The sequence below is a fragment of the Nocardia concava NBRC 100430 genome, assembly GCF_000308815.1.
GTDB classification, from domain to species: Bacteria; Actinomycetota; Actinomycetes; order Mycobacteriales; family Mycobacteriaceae; genus Nocardia; species Nocardia concava.
Genome location: NZ_BAFX01000003.1, coordinates 37,468 through 55,432, shown reverse-complemented (window position 1 = coordinate 55,432; position 17,965 = coordinate 37,468). Strand labels below are relative to the sequence as shown.

Here is a 17,965-nt window from a genome sequence, read left to right as displayed (position 1 = left end):
CGGATGATCACTCGTCGCGGCAGGTGACGTCCGCGGCGGGCAGGGTGCCGTCGGCCAGGTAGGTGTTGAAGGCGTCGTAGACACAGGTGTTCGGGTAGCGGCCCAGGATCGAGTGGATGGCGACGTCCTGCAGTGTCACCATGCGGGAACCGGTGAGCACCTTGTGCATAGCGAGTGCGCCGCCGTAATTGGTGCGGGTGTCGCCGGTGGCCTGGATGATCAGATTCGGCACCGAATTCGCCAGGGCCGTGGGTGTTTCGATGGGCGGAGCCCAGAACGCGCAGGGCGTGATGTTGTCGGCCAGCGCGCCGAAGACCGGCTGGGTGGCGCGGGACGCCTCGAGATTGCGCCAGTACCAGGCGGGGTCGCGGGGCGCGTCGACATCGCCGCACAGGATCGCCATCTGCGGTGACAGGTCGCGAGGCTGGGAGCGCAGCATGATGCCCAACTTGCCCGTCAGATCCTGGTCCGGCTGCACCGGTTTGCCATCGGCGGCATCCGCCAGTTCCCGGATCTGCTGGGCGGCAAGGCCGTAGCCGTGCGGCGAATCGAAGGCGATGTACAGCACCAGCGGCAGCATGTGGGCGTTCACCTCGAAGTCGCCGATCCGGATCGGCTGGGCGGCAGCATGTTCGATCAACCGCTGCACCGATCCGCGCACCTCGGCGACGGTCGCGCCGAGGTGGTACTCACCGTCGCGCTCCGCGGTCCAGGCCGCCCAGGCGTCGAGCGCGGCCTCATTGGGCGCGCCCATGTCCTGCACCATGCCGACCGCACCGTAGCGATGCGGGTCCACGGTGCCGTCGAGCACCATGCGGTCGGAGCGTTCGGGGAACATCTGCATGTAGACCGCACCCAGGTAGGTGCCATACGACGTGCCGACATAGCTGATCTTGTCCTGGCCCAGCACCGCGCGGATGACATCCATGTCCCGGGCCGTGTTACGAGTCGTGAAGTGCGGCAGGCGATCCCCCTCCGCGGCGACGCAGCGCGCCGCCAGATCGGCCTGATCGGCGACGGATTCGGCGAAACTCTTGGCATCGGGTCCGGCGAACTGCAGCCCGAATCCGTGCGGCCAGTGGCAGTTCACCGCCGACGAGCGCCCGACGCCGCGCGGATCCATGCCGATCAGGTCGTAGCGGGCCCGCACCTCGGGAGTCATGGCCTTGCTGGTCTCGACGAAGTAGTCCAGGCCCGCGCCGCCGGGTCCGCCCGGGTTGGAGAGCACCACGCCACGCCGTTGCGCCGGATCGGTGGCCGGAATACGGGAGATGGCGACGGTGATCGTGCGGCCCTGTGGCTCGGCGTAATTCAGCGGCACGGTGACGTCGGCGCACTGCGCGCCCATGCCGTCCAGGCCGGGATCATCACAGGACTTCCAGGCGAGTTGCTGGTGGTTGTAGCGGTCCAGCGGTTCGGCCGCGCCCGCGTGATCGGACACGGCGGTCGTGGTGAACGCCACGGCGGCGATCAGCCCGGTGACGGCGACCGCGGTCAGGGCGCCGCGGGCGGGGGTCAGCTTTCGGAACACGGACAATCCCCTCATCGTGAGCAGAGCGCGGTGTCGAAGACCTCGAACACCGCATCGGAGCCGGCCTTGTCGGACGGGAGCTGATTGACGGTCACCACGACCGCGGTGCCGTCGGCGGCCACGGCATTGCGGGTCTCGAATCCGGGGATGCTGCCGCCGTGTCCCCACACCTCCGCACCGCAGGAGACGGGGTGCCGGATCAGGCCCAGGCCGTATCCGGCGCCGGGTTCGCGATCGAACGGGACCGTCTGCTTCATCTGTGCGAGCTGGGCGGCGGGCAGCAGCTTGCCGCCCAGCAGGGCGGTGAAGAAGCGATTCAGATCCGCCGGGGTGGCGACCATGGCTCCGGCGGTATCGCCCCAGGACGGGTCCAGCTCGGTGACATCGATGCGCTTGCCGTCGGCGGCTTCATATCCGCGCGGATGCGGGCCGCGGATGCCGGTCTCGCGGGCATCCGGAAAGTAGGTGTCGCGCAGGCCCAGCGGCTCCAGGATGCGGGCGCCGATCTCGGCCTCGGCCGATCGGCCGGTGACCTGTTCGATCAGCATGCCGAGCAGGATGTAGTTGGTGTTCGTGTAGACAGATCGTGTACCCGGCTCGAATTGCGGTGGCATGGCCATGGCGACGCGCACCAGGTCCGCGGGTTCGTAATGGGCCCAGCGGATTTCCTCGAGGTCGGCCTTCAGCTGCGGAGTGTCCGGTTTCGCGGTGAGTTCGGGGTCGCCGCTCGCGAGATAGTCGGGCACGCCGCTGGTGTGCTGCAACAACTGGTGGACGGTGATGCGATTGCCGTCATTGCCGTTGCCGCGCACCACATTCGGTAGGTAGCGCTCGATCGGCGCCTCCAGATCGATCTTGTCCTCGGCCACCAGTTGCATGATCACCGTGGCGACGAATGTCTTGGTATTGCTGCCGATTCGGACCCGATCACCGTCGGCGATCGGCGCACCGGTCGCGGTGTCGCCCGCCCCGGCGGTCAGCACCCGATGGCCGCCCGGCCCGTCGATGGTCACCTGCGCACCCGGGAATCCGTGCCGGTGCACGAGATCGTCGAGCAGCCGGGTCAGCCGCGGACCCACGCCGCCGGGCTGATCGTTCGACACGTCGTGGGTCGCGCAGCCCTGGACGACGAGCAGCGCCGCCAGCCCGATCCCGGCCGCCGCGGTCCGCGCACGATAGCGCCGCAATGCGCTCATGGAAGGCATTCCTCCTGTTCAGGCCGGGTTCTCCGGCCCTTCCAAGGCTAGGAAGACGGCAGCGCGCGGCCCATGCCCCGCACGCCCGAATCGTGGTGGCGTCCGCGACCGCGTCGGAGGTAGTGCCAGCACTACCCTATGCACCTTGTTGCATAGCGTGCATTTCTGGCCTACTGTCCGAGATGCGAGAGTTTCCGCCCCGCCGGGTCATCCGGGCGCGGATGATCGGATTCGGGGCGACCACAACGGAACGGGAGCGGAGCCATGACCGAAGCACCGAAGCAGCTGGCGGGCCGGACCATGATCATGTCGGGCGGGAGCCGCGGTATCGGCCTCGAGATCGCCAAGCGGGCGGCGGCCGACGGCGCCAACATCACCCTCATCGCGAAAACCGATGCGCCACATCCCAAATTGCCCGGCACCATCCACACCGCGGCGGCCGAACTGGAGCAGGCGGGCGGCACCGTGCTCAAGTACCTCGGCGATGTGCGCGACGACGAGGCGGTGGCGGACGCGGTGCGGCAGACCATCGAGCGCTTCGGCGGCATCGACATGGTGGTCAACAATGCCTCGGCCATCGACATCTCCCCCACCGAGCTGCTGCCGATGAAGAAGTACGACCTCATGCAGGACATCAACTGCCGCGGCAGCTTCCTGCTCTCCAAGCTCTGCATCCCGGCCCTCAAGGAATCCGCGGAGTCCGGGCGCAACCCGCACATCCTGACCCTGTCGCCGCCGCTGAACCTGGACCCGAAATGGGCGGGCATGGCGCTGGGCTACACCATCGCCAAGTACGGAATGTCGCTCACCACACTGGGTTTGAGCGAGGAACTGCGCAAGTACGGCATCGGCGTGAACTCGCTGTGGCCGCGCACCACGATCGCGACCGCGGCGGTCAAGAACCTGCTGGGCGGCGAGGAAATGATCGCCACCTCCCGCACCCCCGACATCTACGCCGACGCGGCCTACCTGGTCCTCACCTCCCCCGCCAAGGACACCACCGGCAACTTCTTCATCGACGACGATGTCCTTGCCGCACACGGCATCACCGACCTGGACAAGTACCGCGTGGTCCCCGGCGACGGCGAGCTCACCACCGACCTGTTCCTCTGAACCGCACCATCGCGTCGTCGACCCGGATTGGCGGACACGGGAATACGTGACGCCGATTCGGGTTGACCGCTCGCATGAGCATTGCCCTTGTCACAGGCGCGAATCAGGGATTGGGACGGGCGGTGGCGGCGCTGCTGGCGCGGCGGCTGGAGACCGGGTCCACCGTTTACGTCACCGGACGCAACGCCGAGCGGGTCGCTGAGGCGGCGAGCGCCATTCCGGGTGCGGAGCCGCTGGTTCTGGATGTTCGCGATGACGAGAGCGTCGCGGCCGCGGCTCGGCTGATCGAGGAGCGGCACGGCGGACTCGATCTCGTCGTCTCGAACGCGGCGGCCCGGCGCGACCCGGAACGCACCGACGCGGAGACGATTCGGGAATTCGTCGACACCAACAATCTCGGAACCACCCGGATGATTCGCGAATTCGGGCCGCTGGTCCGGCCCGGCGGGCGGTTCCTCGTGGTGGCCAGCGCGTTCGGCAGTCTGCGGTATCTGGACCCGAGCCTGCATCACCTGTTCGACACCGAGACACAGGATCTCGCGGATATCGACCGGGTCATGCTGGACTTCGCCGACCTGGTCGAGGCCGGGAAGGACCGGGATGCCGGGTGGCCCGCCTCCATCAACTACCCGTCCAAGATCGGGCAGGTCGCCTCGATGCGGATCTTCGCCCGCACGGACGGTGAACGGCGCGGCATCTTCATCGGGGCCGTGTGCCCGGGGCTGGTCGACACCGCGGCCTCCCGGCCGTATTTCGCCGACATGTCGCAGGCGCAGACGCCCGAAGCGGCTGCGGTGGACGTGGTTTCGGTGGCCGTGGATCCAATCGTGCCCGCCTTCGCGGGGCAGTTGGTGCAGCACCTACAGGTGATCGGCTGGACCGCCGAGGACGACGGCGGACCGGATCAGCCGCGACGCCGCTGAACGAAACATGGCCCGGGACACGGAGTCCCGGGCCATGATCAGGCGAATATCGCGCCCTCTAGTCGATTCCGTAGAGGCGTTCCCAGTTCTCGCGGCTGGTCAGCTCCGGCATGGCGGCGCGCCAGCGCTGCTGCAGGCTCGGCAGGTCCTTGCGCAGCTGCTTCAGTACGCGGTAGGCGCGCAGCAGCAGCTTGCGAGCGGTTTCCTTGTCCCGCACGCGGACTCGCACACCGGACTGCGAGGCATCGGTGACGACCACCTGGTTGAACAGGCCGACGTGCCACCAGTGGGCGTCCTCGCGGGTGACCGCAACCGGGCCCGGGATGACCCGGCCGAGCCACTGGTTCAGCGCGCGCTTGTAGAGCACCAGCAGCGGGTGGCTGGGCTCCCCGCCCGCCCGGCGAACGTGCAGGTGCGCGTTGGGAACCGGGGACGTGGCGGCCGGATGCTTGATGGTCTCCGGGTAGTCCGAGCGCGAGCCGCGGGCCTTGGCCAGCGCCTCGATACCGCCGTCGCGCAGGATCTCCGGGCCGCGCAGGTAGTCCTCGATGCCCTGCAGGGTGGTGTGCGCCAGGCCGTACTGCATGCCGACCAGGTACTCGCCGATCTCCCGGAAAAGCTGGCGGGTAACCGCTTTCGGGTCCAGATCGTGGTGCAGGGAGGACACGATGAGCGAGTTGCGCGAGGAGAAGTAGCGCGCCCAGTCGTCGAAGTCCTTCCAGTAGAAGTCGGCGTGCCACACCGCGGCGTTCGGGAGGGTGACGGTGACGAAACCGTTCTCCCGGGCGCGCAGGCCGTATTCGACGTCGTCCCACTGGAAGAAGATCGGCACCGGCAGCCCGATCCGCTTGACCACCTCGGCCGGGATCAGGCAGGTCCACCAGGCCTGGTAGCCGGCGTCCACCCGGCGTTCCTGGTGCTTCTTGAGCATGGAGGTGTTGCGCAGCGCCTTGGCCACCTTCTGGCCGTGGCGCAGCTTGCCCAGATTCGTCTCCTCCGCACCGACATTGAGGTAGTCGGGGTTGAACAGGAACAGCATCTGCGCGCCCACCAGGGTGGGTTCCACGGTCAGGTTGGCGAAGGCGTTGAGCCGCAACACGGTTTCGGGCTCGCACAGGATGTCGTCGTCCATGAGGATGACGTCGGCGTGCTCGTTGGCCGCGGACACCTCGTAGAGGCCGCGCGTGAAACCGCCCGCGCCACCGAGATTCGGCTGCCGGATGTAGCGCAGCTTGTCACCGAAGCGCGGCTGCGTCCGGGTGAACAGCTCCTGATCCTGCACCAGATCGGTGCCCTGGTCGACGACGTACACGGCGTCGATGAGCGACAGCACCGTCGGGTCCGAGGCCAGGGCCGCAACGGTATTCGCGCAATCCTGGGCCCGGTTGAAGGTGCAGATGGCGATGGCCACCGGGCGCACCTGCTCGGGTGCGGCCGCGGTCCACGCCAGATCGCTGACCACGGCCTCGCCGCCCAGCGCCTCGATCTCGAGCCAGATCGCCCCGCCGTCGACGTACATGTCCAGCGGCGCGCGCAGCACCACCCGGCCGGTCTCCTTCACCACGGCGGTGTCGACCACCCGGCGATGCCCCGCGATATCGGAGGCCGCCAGCCGGATCCGCACCTTGCCGGCCACCTCGAGGGTCATGCCCACCTCGACCTCGGTGACGCTGGTCCAGCGCTGCCAGTAGGCGGCGGCGAAGCGGCCGAAGTAGGTGTTGGTGTGGACCGACGCGCCCTTCTCCAGGCGCAGGGTCTGCCGTTCCCGGGTGACCTTGCCCTTGGCCACCGCGTACAGATCGTCACTGATCTTCGGCGCGGGTCCGGTGAAGATGCCGCGCGCCAGCACCAGCCGTTCCGGCGCGGCATGTTCCGCGCGCAGGGTCGCGGGCGCTTCCGCGTTCTCGATCGCCTTCGACTCAGCGCTCTTGCGGTCCTCGGTTTCGGTCACGGCCTGCCCAGCCGACGCATCCATGAATCCCTCGACATCCTTTGAATACTTAGACACCGGCTCATCCGACGTGGTCGCACCGCCACTGTCACGCTCGGCGGCCCGACAATATCAGTGTCAGGCGTTATTCGTTCCCGAGGCCGCATTGGTGAAGACGAATTTCCCGTACGCCCAGAATCGGAAGCCCATGGCCACCGCCTGACCGATGAGCGTGCCGGAAACGTTGTCCGCCAAGGGACTGTCCAGTCCGAGTACATAACGAGAGAATCCGAGGCACCCCAGCTGCAGCCCGATGGCCATCACATTCAGCGCCGCGTAGATCAGGATGTGCCGGGCCCCGGTCTCGCCGTCGTGGTCGGAGTAGGTCCACCACTTGTTGCCGAAATAGGTGACCACGGTGGCCACGCCGATCGAGATGATCTTGGCCAGCAGCGGCCGGTGGAACAGCGGGCCCTCACCGCCCAGGAAGACCAGCAGGTTGTAGGTGCCCGCGTCCACGACGAACCCGATCGCGCCGACCACCAGGAACGCGCCGCCACGCTGCAGCAGAGCCCTGATCTTGCCGGTCAAAGACGCATTCGGCGCGGATTCGTTCACCGCCGTGGACTCGTTCGCAGACACCGGCCGACGGTACCCCAACCCGCCGCACCCATATACCCGTGAAGGTCGGGTACCCTCCCGGTGTTCATATTCGCCTCCGATCAGAGGATTGACCGGGTGGACTCCACCGAGCTTCGTATTGCCGCCATTGTGCCGTGCCACAACGAAGAGGCCGCCGTCGCGAAGGTCGTCACCGACCTCCAGGCCGCCGTCCCGGGCATTGTCGTCTACGTCTACGACAACCTGAGCACCGATGCCACGGCCGAGAAGGCGCGCGCGGCCGGAGCGATCGTGCGCACCGAGAACCGCAAGGGCAAGGGCAATGTGGTGCGCCGCGCCTTCGCCGATATCGAGGCCGATGTCTACCTCATGGTCGACGGCGACGACACCTACGACGCGGCCGCGGCCCCCGAGATGATCCGGACCCTGCTCGAGGGTCCCTACGACCACGTGCTGGGCGTGCGCCGCGAGGTCGAGGCCGGGTCGGCGTACCGCGCGGGCCACGAGACCGGCAACAAGGTGCTCAACGGCGTGGTGGGCAAGGTCTTCGGCGAGAACGTCGAGGACATGCTCAGTGGCTACCGGGTCTTCTCGCGGCGTTTCGTGAAGTCCTTCCCGGCGGTGTCGCGGGAGTTCGAGATCGAGACCGAGCTGACCGTGCACTCGCAGCACCTGGGCGTCCCGCAGACGTCGGTGCCGGTCGGTTTCCGGGATCGGCCCGCGGGCAGCGAATCCAAGCTGCGCACCTACAGCGACGGCTTCAAGATCCTGCGCCTGATCATCGGCCTGGCCCGGCACGAGCGGCCGGTCGCCTTCTACGGCCTGTTCGGCACGCTGGCCTGGCTGGTATCGGTCATCCTGATCACGCCGATAGTGGTCGAGTTCTATCAGACCCACACCGTCCCGCGCTTCCCGACGTTATTCCTCGGCTTCACGCTGCTGCTGCTCGGCAGCCTGGCGTGGACCGCCGGCCTGATCCTGGACGGCATCCGCCGCTCCCGGCACGAGGCGGCCCGGCTGATGTACCTGCGTTACTCCGCGGTCGGCGAGGGCGACGCGGCCGGTTCGACGCGATGACCGTGGGGCTTGCCGGACAGAACCCCAACGGCAAAGCAGAATCGGACACCGTGGTTACCGAAGCGAACGAGAAACCGGATATCGCCGCGCCGGAGAAGATCCCGGCGCCCGAGCCCGAGCGCAAAGCCGGACTGCGGCGCGCGGTGATCGGCGTGGAACGGCGATTCGGTTCGGCCGCACTGGTTTTCATGCTGGTCGCGGGCATCTTCGGCGCGGTGTGGTCGGTGCTGACGCCGCCGTTCTGGGGCCACGACGAGATCACCCAGTTCGGCCGGGCCTATCAGGTCGCGCACGGCGGCTTCCTGCCGGAGAAGATCCACGACGATCGCGGGCCCGCGTGGGGCGGCGACGTGCCGGTCAGCATCGACGCGCTGATGAGCTACGCCTTCCACGACTACCAGGACAATCCGGATGAGCCGGAACCCATGGTCGAGGACCCGCACGCCTACGACATGCTGGGCGGCCTGGCGGTATCCGACCAGACCAAGCAGGTGTGGTTCACCAATACCGCCGCCTACTCCCCGATTCCGTACCTGCCGCCCGCCGCGGGCATTCGCCTCGCCGAGGCCCTCGACCTGAATGTCGGCGGCATGGTGCTGGCCACCCGCTGGGCCGGACTGCTGGCCTACCTGGTGATCGTCGGCTTCGCGCTGCGCGTGCTGCGCGGGCACCGGGTGCAGTGGCTGGCCTTCACCGTGGCGGTGCTGCCGATCGCGCTGTTCCAGGCCGGGACCGTCACCGCCGACACCGTCACCAACGCGCTCGCGCTGCTGCTGTCGGCGCTGGTGGTGAAGGGCCTGTTCCTCGGTCAGCGGCTGTCCAAGCCGGAGACCGTGGCCGCGCTGGCCACCACCATCCTGCTGCCCGTCTGCAAGCCGACCTACGTGCTGATCGCCATGCTGATCGTGCTGATTCCGGCGCGCCGCTTCGGATTCGGCGCCGCCGAGGGCACCGAGGGACGCGCACGCGTCGCGCCCTGGCAGCGCGTGCTGCCGTGGGCGGCCGCGGGCATCGGCGCGGTGTCGTTCGCGCTGTGGATGAAGATCGCCGCCCCGACCGGTGACGGTATGAGCCTGATGCGGCCCCGGAAGGATTGGGGCAGTGTGCGTCCGGGCGATCAGCTGCACGGCATCCTCACCGATCCGGTGCATTTCGTGCGCGTGTTCGGCGACAGCATCGCCCGCCGCGACCAGCACTGGTTCGTCCAGTTCTTCGGCGAGCTCGGCTTCTCCTACGTGGAGGTGCCCGCCCTCACCATCCTGGCCGGCCTGCTGGCATTCACCGTGAGTATCGGTACGGCCGAACGCTTCTCGCCGCGCGGCGCGAACCGGCTGAGCACCTGGCTGGTGCTGGCGACCGTGGCCGCCAGCGTGGCCATGATCTACGTGACGCTGTACATGTCCTTCACGCCGGTCGGATATTTCATCATCGACGGCGTGCAGGGCCGCTATTTCGTACCGCTGGCGGTGCTGGGATTGGCGGTGGTGCTGCGGTGGATGCCGCTGCGCCTCACCGATGCCGCCGGCCGGATTCCGGTGCGCGGCGCGGCGATCACCGTGGTGGCGGCGACCTCGGTCGCGCTGATCGCCGCGGTGGTCAAATACTCCACCCTGGTGTGGGGCTGACGGTCAGATGACCTTCTCGCCCGCCGCGGCATAAGCGGATTCGGTGGCGGCCTTCTTCGGCCGCCACCAGGATTCATTGTCGCGGTACCAATCGATGGTGGCCTCGAGGCCGCGGCGGAAATCGCGATAACGCGGTTCCCAGCCGAGTTCGGTGCGCAGCAGCGAGGGATCGATGGCATAGCGCAGATCGTGGCCCGGACGATCGGTGACGTGGTCGAAATCGTCGGGGGCGCGGCCGAACGCCTCCAGAATCAGCTCGATCACCGACTTGTTGTCGCGCTCACCGTCCGCGCCGATCAGATACGTCTGACCAATTCGACCGCGCTCCAGGATTTCCCACACCGCGCTGTTGTGGTCGTCCACATGGATCCAATCGCGCACCTGATGTCCGCTGCCGTAGAGCCGCGGCCGCACCCCGTCGATCAGATTGGTGATCTGCCGCGGAATGAACTTCTCCACATGCTGGTAGGGGCCGTAGTTGTTGGAGCAGTTGGAGATTGTGGCCCGCACCCCGAATGAGCGCACCCAGGCGCGGACCAACATGTCACTGGAGGCCTTGCTGGCCGAATAGGGACTCGACGGGTTGTAGGGCGTGCTCTCGTCGAATGCCTTGGGCGCGTCCAGTTCCAGGTCGCCGTACACCTCGTCGGTGGAGATGTGGTGGTAGCGCACCTGATGGCGGCGCACCGCCTGGAGCAGCGAGTATGTGCCGACAATATTGGTCTGGACAAAGGGCCACGGGTCGGCCAGCGAATTGTCGTTGTGTGATTCGGCGGCGAAATGCACGACCGCGTCCACCCCGCCGACCAGGCGGTCCACCAGTGCGGTGTCGGCGATGTCGCCGTGCACGAACTCGATTCGGTCCGCGACCGGGTCGAGCGAGGCGCGGTTGCCCGCATAGGTGAGTTTGTCCAGCACGGTCACTTGCACACCCGGACGCGAAGTCACGGTCTGGTGCACGAAGTTCGAGCCGATGAATCCGGCACCGCCGGTTACGAGCAGTCGCACACGCAAACCCTACGTGGGCCGGGCCGGGCACCGACGCAGGGTCGGCGAAGTTGCCTTCTCTACACCACCGAGGCCGTTGTTGTGCGCGGAATCGGACACGCGGCTGAAACATACGTACTTAATTGAAAGGCGGACGCTCGGTCCAAATGTCGGAATTTTGTGGCCTTACCGCGACATTCACTCGCAAATGGTCACGACTTTCCCTGCATTCAGTGTGACCTTCATCACACAATGGCGCACAAGTGACGGCGGCAGGGTTCATATATCTGCGCCAAAACCTTTACTACGCAGCGGATTTCCCCTAGCTTGCAAACCGCACGACCGGGATGGTGAACAAAATTTGAACGGACGGTCACGATGGGTTCACCGCTCGTTAGCTGTTCTCCATTTCGATTCGTGTTGTCCCCCCGAGCTCTTCGATGAGGTTTCAAGCAATGCTGATGAGGAAGTTCGCCGCCACCGCGGCACTGGTGACCGCCGCTCTGGCCGTCACCGCCGGCACCGTGAACGCGGCCCCCACCGCCGATGCAGACGCGCCGATCAACTACACCGCCACGAACAACGAGACCAACACCGTCATCCGCACGGATGCCGGCTCCATGGTCGTCGAGAACGGCAACTTCGAGATCAAGGCCGCCAACGGCAACATCGTCGCGGGTATCCCGCTGAAGATGCAGGTGGACGACTTCACCTTCCCGATCGCCGCGGAGATCTCGGGTCACACCGCGACCCTGACCCCGCAGATGGACATGGAGCACGCGGTCTACACCCCGTCCGATGTCAAGGACGTCGCGCTGCCGTACGAGGACCAGGCTCCCTGGAAGTCGGATTACGACCGTGAGCAGGCCGCCTGGAACCGCATGAAGGACACCATCGCCCTGGGCGCCACCGTCGGCACCCTGGTCGGCGGCCTCGGTGGCGCTGCCCTCGGCTGCTTGGTCGGTGGCACCGTCGGCGCCTCGCTGATCACCATCGGCTCGGCGGGCATCCTGGCCGCCATGTTCGTGCCGCTGCTGGGCGCCGCGGGCGCGGGCTGCCTCATCGGCGCGGGCGCCGTCGGCTTCATCGGCACCCTTGCCGGCCAGCTGTTCGTGACCGCCCCGGTCGCCATCGCCGCGACGATCCAGTACTTCATCACCATCAACCAGCCGCACATCGCTCCGGCTCCGGCCAAGTAAACAGCGCGCTGTACGTCGAAACCCCCGCCCGGATCATCCGGGCGGGGGTTTCGCTTTGTACCGGAACGGATTACGCCGTCCGCGCGATCTGCGCCGCCTCCAGCCGCTCGCGAACGAACCGGGCCACGTGAGCCAGCGCCGCGCGGCTCTCCGGCATGTTCGGGAAGATCGCCGGGAACGCATGCACCTGCCCGCGCCAGATCTCGAGGGTGGCGGGTACGCCCGACTGGGCCAGGCGCTGGGCCATGATCTCGCTGTCGCGGCGCAGCACCTCGTGTTCGGCGATGATCAGCAGGGCGGGCGGCAGACCGGCGAGCACATGGTTGACCGGCGACATCAGCGGATCCAGTCGGCCGTCGACCTCCGCGCCGAGCTTCACCACGGATTCCAAGGCGGACAAGGGAATCAGGGCGTCCCGACGGTAGTTGGGGTGGGCCCGCTTCTCGGCGCAGTCCAGATCGAGCGCGGGACTCAGCCCGACCAGCCCGGCGGGGACGGGGAGGCCGTTGTCGCGGGCGCGCAGGGCGGTGGCGAAGGTCATGTAGCCGCCCGCGGAGTCACCGGCGAACACCACGCGCGAGGCCGGAACACCATGTGCCAGTAGCCATTTGTAGGCGGTCAGGCAGTCGTCGACGGATCCGTTGATATCGGTCTTCGGCAGCTGCCGGTATTCCACGCTCACCACCGGCAGTCCGGTGCGCCGGGCCAGGGCGGCGACGACCGGGCGGTGGGTGTCGAGCCCGCACAGGAAGAAGCCGCCGCCGTGCATGTAGAGCACCGCGCCGTCGCGCAGTGACTTGCTCGCGCCGGCGGGGCGCACGATCTCGATGCGGAAGCCCTTGAGCCGCACTTCCTCCCGTTCCACGCCGCGCGGCATCGGGCGCAGTTTGGCGAGGCTGTTGATGACGGCGTTGACCACCGGCATGGAGCCCACCGTGACCGTCGCCCGGTCACCGGCGGGCCGGATCACGGTGCGGGAGAAGACTGTCAGGCTGCGCGCGGCGGCGCTGGTCCGGTCGGGGTTCTGGACGGGCGTGTCGTGAGTCATCGCGCACCTACCTCGTTGTTGGCGCGCCGAACCGTTCGTCCGGAGCATTCGAAACGCGGTTCGGCACCCGGCGCGCGAGAGTCGGCGCTGACATCTCACATAGCGTCATTTCAGAACACCATGAGAACGTGACCTACGCAACAGAAATCGCCAGATCGGTCCACCGGTAAACAGGCGTGATCGATTCGAGGTCCACTCGGAACCTGACCGCCGCGCTCCGCGATCGAACTGGCAGACTCTCGTGACATGCGCGGAATCATCCTGGCCGGGGGCACCGGATCGCGGTTGCACCCGATCACGCGCGGGGTGAGCAAACAGCTGGTCCCGGTGTACGACAAACCGATGGTGTACTACCCCCTGTCCACCCTCATGCTGGCGGGGATCCGGGACATCCTGGTGATCACCACCCCCGAGGACAGCGACGCCTTCGCCCGGCTGCTCGGCGACGGCAGCCAGTTCGGCGTCTCCATCTCCTATGTGGTGCAGCCGGAACCGGACGGGCTGGCCCGCGCCTTCGTGCTGGGGGCCGATCACATCGGCACCGACAGCGCGGCACTGGTGCTGGGCGACAATATCTTCCACGGCCCGGGCCTGGGCACGGGGCTGCAGAACTTCCACGATCTCGACGGCGGCGCGGTCTTCGCCTACCGCGTCTCCGATCCGACCGCCTACGGCGTGGTCGAATTCGCCGACGGCCGGGCCATTTCCATCGAGGAGAAGCCCGCCAAGCCGCGCTCCAACTACGCGATTCCCGGGCTGTACTTCTACGACAACGACGTGCTCGCCATCGCCCGCGATCTGAAGCCCTCCGACCGCGGCGAATACGAGATCACCGATATCAACCGCGCCTATCTGGAGCACGGCCGCTTGCACGTACAGGTGCTGGCCCGCGGTACCGCCTGGCTCGATACCGGCACCTTCGACTCCCTGCTGGACGCCGCCAATTACGTGCGCACCATCGAGGAGCGGCAGGGCCTCAAGATCGGTGTGCCCGAAGAGGTGGCCTGGCGGCTCGGCTTCATCGACGACGATCAACTCACCCGGCTGGCCGAACCGCTGGTGCGCTCGGGTTACGGCAACTACCTGCTGGGTCTGCTCGACCACGGCCGAACCTGGGAGTAGGGCATGCGGATTCGGGAACTGTCGGTGCCCGGCGCGTGGGAGTTCACCCCCGTGCTGCGCGGAGACGACCGCGGCGTCTTCTACGAGTCGTTCAAGGCCTCGGAGTTCGAGAAGGCCGTCGGGCGGCCCTTCGACCTGCTGCAGGTCAATATCTCCACCTCGGCGGCGGGCGTGCTGCGCGGCGTCCACTACACCGAGAACCCGCCCGGCCAGGCCAAATACGTGACCTGCGTGCGCGGGGCCTTCCTGGACGTGGTGGTGGATCTGCGCCGCGACTCCCCGACCTTCGGGAAGTGGGACGCGGTCGTCATCGACGATGTGGAGCGCAAGGCGGTGTATCTGGCCGAGGGCCTGGGCCACGCGCTGCTGTCGCTCGAGGACGATTCGACCGTCAACTATCTGTGCTCGCTGGAGTACTCGCCCGAATTCGACCGGGATCTGGACGCTTTCGATCCGGACCTGGCCATCGAGTGGCCGACCGTCGGCCGCAATGGTGAACCGCTCACCTTCATCCGCTCGGAGAAGGACGCCGCGGCCCCGCGCCTGGCGGATCTGAAGCTGCCGCGCTGATCCCGTGAACAACTGAGGCGCACCGCGATCCGCGGTGCGCCTCAGCGTCTTTCGGAAACCGGCCGGGCCCGTGTGAGCGGCAGGCCCGGCCGGTGGGTTCTCAGCCGACCAGTTCGACCTCCGGCTCGCGAACCTCCTGGCGGCGGGTCCGCAGCTTGGGGAGGAACACGGTGAGGGCGACCAGGGCTCCGACAATCGACACGCCGGCGGCGAATTCCAGGCCGGGACGGTAGGTGTCGAGCATGGTCTGCGGAGTCGGGTGGCTCGGCACGCTGGAGGTGACGATGGCGGTGGTCACCGCGAGCACGATGGCCGCGCCGACCTGCATGGCGGTCTGCAGCACACCGGCCGCCAGGCCCTGCTCGTCATCCTCGATACCGCTGGTGGCCTGAATATTGATGGCCGGGAAGCCGACCCAGCCGATGCCGACCAGCAGCACCGCGGGCAGCAGCACGGTCAGGTAGGCCGGGGCGGTGTCGATGCGCAGGTACAGCAAGTAGCCGACGGCCATGACCACCATGGTGATCGCGATGATCGGGCCGGTGCCGAAGCGGTCCACGAGCTTGTCGGAGACGAAGGCCGAGGCGACCACCAGCAGACCCACCGGCAGCAGCGCCATGGACAGCTTCAGCGGCGACCAGCCCAGGGTGTCCTGCAGGTACAGCGTGGTGATGAACTGCCAGCTGAAGTACGAACCGGCGACCGCGATGATGGCCAGGCTGGCCCGGACCAGACTGGGCTTGCGGAGGATGCCGAGGCGGACGAGCGGGTAGCGGACCTTGGTCTCGGTGTAGACGAACGCCGCGCCCAGCACCGCCACCGCGAGGAACGATCCGATGGTGCGGGCCGAACCCCAGCCGGCTTCCGGCGCGGAGACCACGGTGTAGACCAGCAGCAGCATGGTGGCGGTGGACAGCAGCGCGCCGAGCAGATCGTGGCCGCCCTCCTCGGCCGGCTTGTCCTTGGGGACCAGGAAGTACGCGGAGACCAGTGCGGCCAGGGCCACCGGCACCGGGAGCAGGAAGGTCCAGCGCCAGCCGAGGCCGGTCATCAGGCCGCCGAAGAGCAGGCCCATGGAGTAGCCGCCGGCGCCGAAGACGGTGTAGATGGACAGCGCCTTGTTGCGGGCCGGTCCCTCGGCGAAGTTCGTGGTGATGATGGACAGACCGGTGGGCGCGGTGAACGCGGCGGCCAGGCCCTTGATGAAGCGGGTCAGGATGAGCAGGGCCGGTGAGCTCACCAATGCGCCTGCGAGAGAGGCCAATGCGAAGACGGCCAGGGCGATCAGGAAGACCTTGCGGCGGCCCAGCAGGTCGGCGGTGCGGCCGCCCAGCAGCAGCAGGCCGCCGTAGCCGAGCACGTAACCGCTGACCAGCCACTGCAGGGTCGAGGTCTGGATGTCGAGTTCGGTGCCGATGGACGGCAGCGCGACGCCGATCATCGACACGTCGAGGCCGTCCAGGAACAGCACGATGCACAGGGTGATGAGCATGCCCCAGAGCCGGCCGGTCCACTGGGTGGAGTCGGCCGCATTGCTCACTGCGGGGCGGATCTCGGTGGAAGTCACGAGAAGCGACATTACATGCACGCGCATCAAATGCACAAGCATTTAATGCGGTTGCATGGTTCTGTCGAACGGACTAGGATGACCGCATGCCGAAGCCGACAGCGCCTGTCGACCGGCCCGTGAAGACGTCCTTCGAAACGTCTGGGCTGGTGGGGGAATGGCGCGATCTGCTGGCCCGGCACGCGACGACCTCGTGCGCTCTGGAAAAGGAGCTGCAGGGCCGCCACCACATCGGGCTCAGCGAATTCGAAACCCTCGACCGTCTCGTCGAAGCGGGTAGCGACAGCTACAAGATGAGCGATCTCGCCAATGACATCTACCTGAGTCAGAGCGCGCTCTCGCGCACCGTGGCCAGGCTCGAGCGCGACGGGCTCGTCGACCGCTCCCTGTGTACCGAGGATCGCCGCGCGATCTTCGTGTGCCTCACGGAAAAAGGGCGCGAACTGCATCAGCAGGCCGCGCCCACGCACCGGGAAGTGCTCGCCCAGAATCTGGGCTGATCGTCATCCCGGCATGCTTTTGGCCGGGATCCACAGCGAGCAGGGTGGATTCCGGCCAAAAGCGCGCCGGAATGACGGGGTTAGACGGCCGCGCGCAGCGTGTCGATCACCGGAAGTGCGTCCGTCGCTACGGAATTCACCGCGGCGATGGCGTCGCGGTAGCGCTCCACCTCGTGCTCCTTGTCCAGATACGAGGAGCCGGTGAGGGATTCCACGTACACCACCGGCGGTTCGGTGGGTTCGCCTGCGGCGGTGGGGAATTCGAGCAGGACGAAGCGCCCGGCATCCATGCCGTGGTGGTATCCGCACTCGGCGGGCAGCACGCGCAGCCGGACATTGGGCAGCTCGCCCAGTTTGCGCAGCCGGTCGAGCTGGCCGCGGGTCACGTCGTCACCGCCGATGCGATGCCACAGCACCGCCTCGGCGATCACCACATCCACCTGCAGCGGCGATCGGTCGCGGGTGAGCAGGGACTGCCGCGCCAGGCGCACCCGCACCCGGCGGTCCATCTGCTCGGCCGAGATGCCCGGGTAGGCCCCCGCGAACACGGCGCGCATGTACTGCTCGGTCTGCAAAAGGCCCGGCACCAGCTCGTTCTCATAGCTGGTGAACCGCGCCGCGGCCTCCTCCAGGCCGATGTAGACCTCGTAACCCTCGTCGATCACATCGCTGAATTCCGTCCACCAGCCGCGGGCCTTGGTCTCGCGGGCCAGCGAGGTGAGCGGTTCGATGGAGTCCTCGGGAGCGCCGTAGATCCGGCACATGGCCTCGACATCGAGGCTGCGCAGCGAGGTCTGCCCGGTTTCGATGCGCCAGATCTTGGCCTCGGACCATTCCAGTCGCTGTGCGGCCACCCGGGTCGTCATCCGCGCGCGATTGCGCAGGTCGCGCAGGTGTCGGCCGAGCTGCCGCCGCGGCACGGTCGATCCGGTAATCCCCTGCGGTAGAGCCATTCG

At 67.4% G+C, this 17,965-nt stretch carries 16 protein-coding genes; 8 read left to right on the top strand and 8 right to left on the bottom strand.

Going from position 1 to position 17,965, the window contains the following annotated elements; all coding sequences use genetic code 11:
• Window positions 1–7: 7 nt before the first annotated feature.
• Window positions 8–1,531: an alpha/beta fold hydrolase gene (locus tag ON43_RS00825; protein ID WP_245568425.1), complete on the bottom strand. Its 1,524-nt coding sequence runs from the start codon at window positions 1,529–1,531 to the stop codon at window positions 8–10.
• A gap of 11 nt (window positions 1,532–1,542) precedes the next feature.
• Window positions 1,543–2,727: a serine hydrolase domain-containing protein gene (locus ON43_RS00820; RefSeq protein WP_040802386.1), complete on the bottom strand. Its 1,185-nt coding sequence runs from the start codon at window positions 2,725–2,727 to the stop codon at window positions 1,543–1,545.
• 264 nt (window positions 2,728–2,991) lie between these two features.
• On the opposite strand from ON43_RS00820, the gene ON43_RS00815 reads away from it, so the two are divergent.
• Together ON43_RS00815 and ON43_RS00810 are read left to right on the top strand one after the other, a co-directional pair.
• The gene (locus ON43_RS00815; protein WP_040802385.1) at window positions 2,992–3,840 is read left to right on the top strand and encodes an SDR family oxidoreductase; all 849 of its coding nucleotides are present in this window, start codon (window positions 2,992–2,994) and stop codon (window positions 3,838–3,840) included.
• 74 nt (window positions 3,841–3,914) lie between these two features.
• On the top strand, window positions 3,915–4,763 hold the full coding sequence (locus ON43_RS00810) for an SDR family NAD(P)-dependent oxidoreductase (RefSeq protein WP_040802384.1): 849 nt from the start codon (window positions 3,915–3,917) through the stop codon (window positions 4,761–4,763).
• A gap of 58 nt (window positions 4,764–4,821) precedes the next feature.
• On the opposite strand, the gene ON43_RS00805 is transcribed toward ON43_RS00810, so the two are convergent.
• Entirely contained in the window at window positions 4,822–6,738 is a 1,917-nt protein-coding gene (locus ON43_RS00805; RefSeq protein WP_051177719.1) for a glycosyltransferase, read from the bottom strand.
• Window positions 6,739–6,831: 93 nt separating this feature from the next.
• Window positions 6,832–7,335, bottom strand: coding sequence for a GtrA family protein (locus tag ON43_RS00800; RefSeq protein ID WP_245568424.1), 504 nt, complete (start codon window positions 7,333–7,335; stop codon window positions 6,832–6,834).
• Window positions 7,336–7,431: 96 nt separating this feature from the next.
• Between ON43_RS00800 and ON43_RS00795 the strand changes: the two genes are divergently transcribed.
• The gene (locus ON43_RS00795) at window positions 7,432–8,391 is read left to right on the top strand and encodes a glycosyltransferase (protein WP_040802382.1); all 960 of its coding nucleotides are present in this window, start codon (window positions 7,432–7,434) and stop codon (window positions 8,389–8,391) included.
• 50 nt (window positions 8,392–8,441) lie between these two features.
• Window positions 8,442–10,016 (top strand): DUF2142 domain-containing protein, encoded by a 1,575-nt coding sequence (locus tag ON43_RS00790; protein ID WP_245568423.1) that lies wholly within the window; start codon window positions 8,442–8,444, stop codon window positions 10,014–10,016.
• A 3-nt stretch (window positions 10,017–10,019) separates the two neighbouring features.
• Here the strand turns inward: ON43_RS00790 and rfbB are convergent, their stop codons facing one another.
• A complete protein-coding gene (gene rfbB / locus ON43_RS00785; protein WP_040802381.1) occupies window positions 10,020–11,024 on the bottom strand; it encodes a dTDP-glucose 4,6-dehydratase in 1,005 nt (334 codons plus the stop codon).
• Window positions 11,025–11,458: 434 nt separating this feature from the next.
• Here rfbB and ON43_RS00780 point away from each other — a divergent pair, with 434 nt between their 5' ends.
• A complete protein-coding gene (locus ON43_RS00780) occupies window positions 11,459–12,202 on the top strand; it encodes a DUF8020 domain-containing protein (RefSeq protein WP_040802380.1) in 744 nt (247 codons plus the stop codon).
• A gap of 70 nt (window positions 12,203–12,272) precedes the next feature.
• Here ON43_RS00780 and ON43_RS00775 read toward each other — a convergent pair whose 3' ends face one another.
• Complete coding sequence (locus ON43_RS00775) at window positions 12,273–13,250, bottom strand: alpha/beta hydrolase (protein ID WP_040802379.1); 978 nt, start codon at window positions 13,248–13,250, stop codon at window positions 12,273–12,275.
• Between the two features lie 246 nt (window positions 13,251–13,496).
• Between ON43_RS00775 and rfbA the strand changes: the two genes are divergently transcribed.
• Together rfbA and ON43_RS00765 are read left to right on the top strand one after the other, a co-directional pair.
• Complete coding sequence (rfbA, locus tag ON43_RS00770; RefSeq protein WP_040802378.1) at window positions 13,497–14,372, top strand: glucose-1-phosphate thymidylyltransferase RfbA; 876 nt, start codon at window positions 13,497–13,499, stop codon at window positions 14,370–14,372.
• A 3-nt stretch (window positions 14,373–14,375) separates the two neighbouring features.
• Window positions 14,376–14,942: a dTDP-4-dehydrorhamnose 3,5-epimerase family protein gene (locus ON43_RS00765; RefSeq protein ID WP_040802377.1), complete on the top strand. Its 567-nt coding sequence runs from the start codon at window positions 14,376–14,378 to the stop codon at window positions 14,940–14,942.
• A gap of 100 nt (window positions 14,943–15,042) precedes the next feature.
• Here ON43_RS00765 and ON43_RS00760 read toward each other — a convergent pair whose 3' ends face one another.
• Window positions 15,043–16,521, bottom strand: coding sequence for an MFS transporter (locus tag ON43_RS00760; protein ID WP_040802376.1), 1,479 nt, complete (start codon window positions 16,519–16,521; stop codon window positions 15,043–15,045).
• A gap of 74 nt (window positions 16,522–16,595) precedes the next feature.
• Here ON43_RS00760 and ON43_RS00755 point away from each other — a divergent pair, with 74 nt between their 5' ends.
• Window positions 16,596–17,009: a MarR family transcriptional regulator gene (locus tag ON43_RS00755; RefSeq protein WP_051177715.1), complete on the top strand. Its 414-nt coding sequence runs from the start codon at window positions 16,596–16,598 to the stop codon at window positions 17,007–17,009.
• A gap of 80 nt (window positions 17,010–17,089) precedes the next feature.
• Here ON43_RS00755 and ON43_RS00750 read toward each other — a convergent pair whose 3' ends face one another.
• On the bottom strand, window positions 17,090–17,962 hold the full coding sequence (locus ON43_RS00750; protein WP_040802375.1) for a helix-turn-helix domain-containing protein: 873 nt from the start codon (window positions 17,960–17,962) through the stop codon (window positions 17,090–17,092).
• Window positions 17,963–17,965: the final 3 nt, after the last annotated feature.

What these genes read in the sequence shown, in the direction of transcription:
- ON43_RS00820 (WP_040802386.1), bottom strand. Translation starts at nt 2,727, where the DNA reads ATGAGCGCATTGCGGCGCTATCGTGCGCGGACCGCGGCGGCCGGGATC.
- ON43_RS00815 (WP_040802385.1), top strand. Translation starts at nt 2,992, where the DNA reads ATGACCGAAGCACCGAAGCAGCTGGCGGGCCGGACCATGATCATGTCG.
- ON43_RS00810 (WP_040802384.1), top strand. Translation starts at nt 3,915, where the DNA reads ATGAGCATTGCCCTTGTCACAGGCGCGAATCAGGGATTGGGACGGGCG.
- ON43_RS00805 (WP_051177719.1), bottom strand. Translation starts at nt 6,738, where the DNA reads ATGGATGCGTCGGCTGGGCAGGCCGTGACCGAAACCGAGGACCGCAAG.
- ON43_RS00780 (WP_040802380.1), top strand. Translation starts at nt 11,459, where the DNA reads ATGCTGATGAGGAAGTTCGCCGCCACCGCGGCACTGGTGACCGCCGCT.
- ON43_RS00775 (WP_040802379.1), bottom strand. Translation starts at nt 13,250, where the DNA reads ATGACTCACGACACGCCCGTCCAGAACCCCGACCGGACCAGCGCCGCC.
- rfbA (WP_040802378.1), top strand. Translation starts at nt 13,497, where the DNA reads ATGCGCGGAATCATCCTGGCCGGGGGCACCGGATCGCGGTTGCACCCG.
- ON43_RS00765 (WP_040802377.1), top strand. Translation starts at nt 14,376, where the DNA reads ATGCGGATTCGGGAACTGTCGGTGCCCGGCGCGTGGGAGTTCACCCCC.
- ON43_RS00760 (WP_040802376.1), bottom strand. Translation starts at nt 16,521, where the DNA reads ATGTCGCTTCTCGTGACTTCCACCGAGATCCGCCCCGCAGTGAGCAAT.
- ON43_RS00755 (WP_051177715.1), top strand. Translation starts at nt 16,596, where the DNA reads ATGCCGAAGCCGACAGCGCCTGTCGACCGGCCCGTGAAGACGTCCTTC.
- ON43_RS00750 (WP_040802375.1), bottom strand. Translation starts at nt 17,962, where the DNA reads ATGGCTCTACCGCAGGGGATTACCGGATCGACCGTGCCGCGGCGGCAG.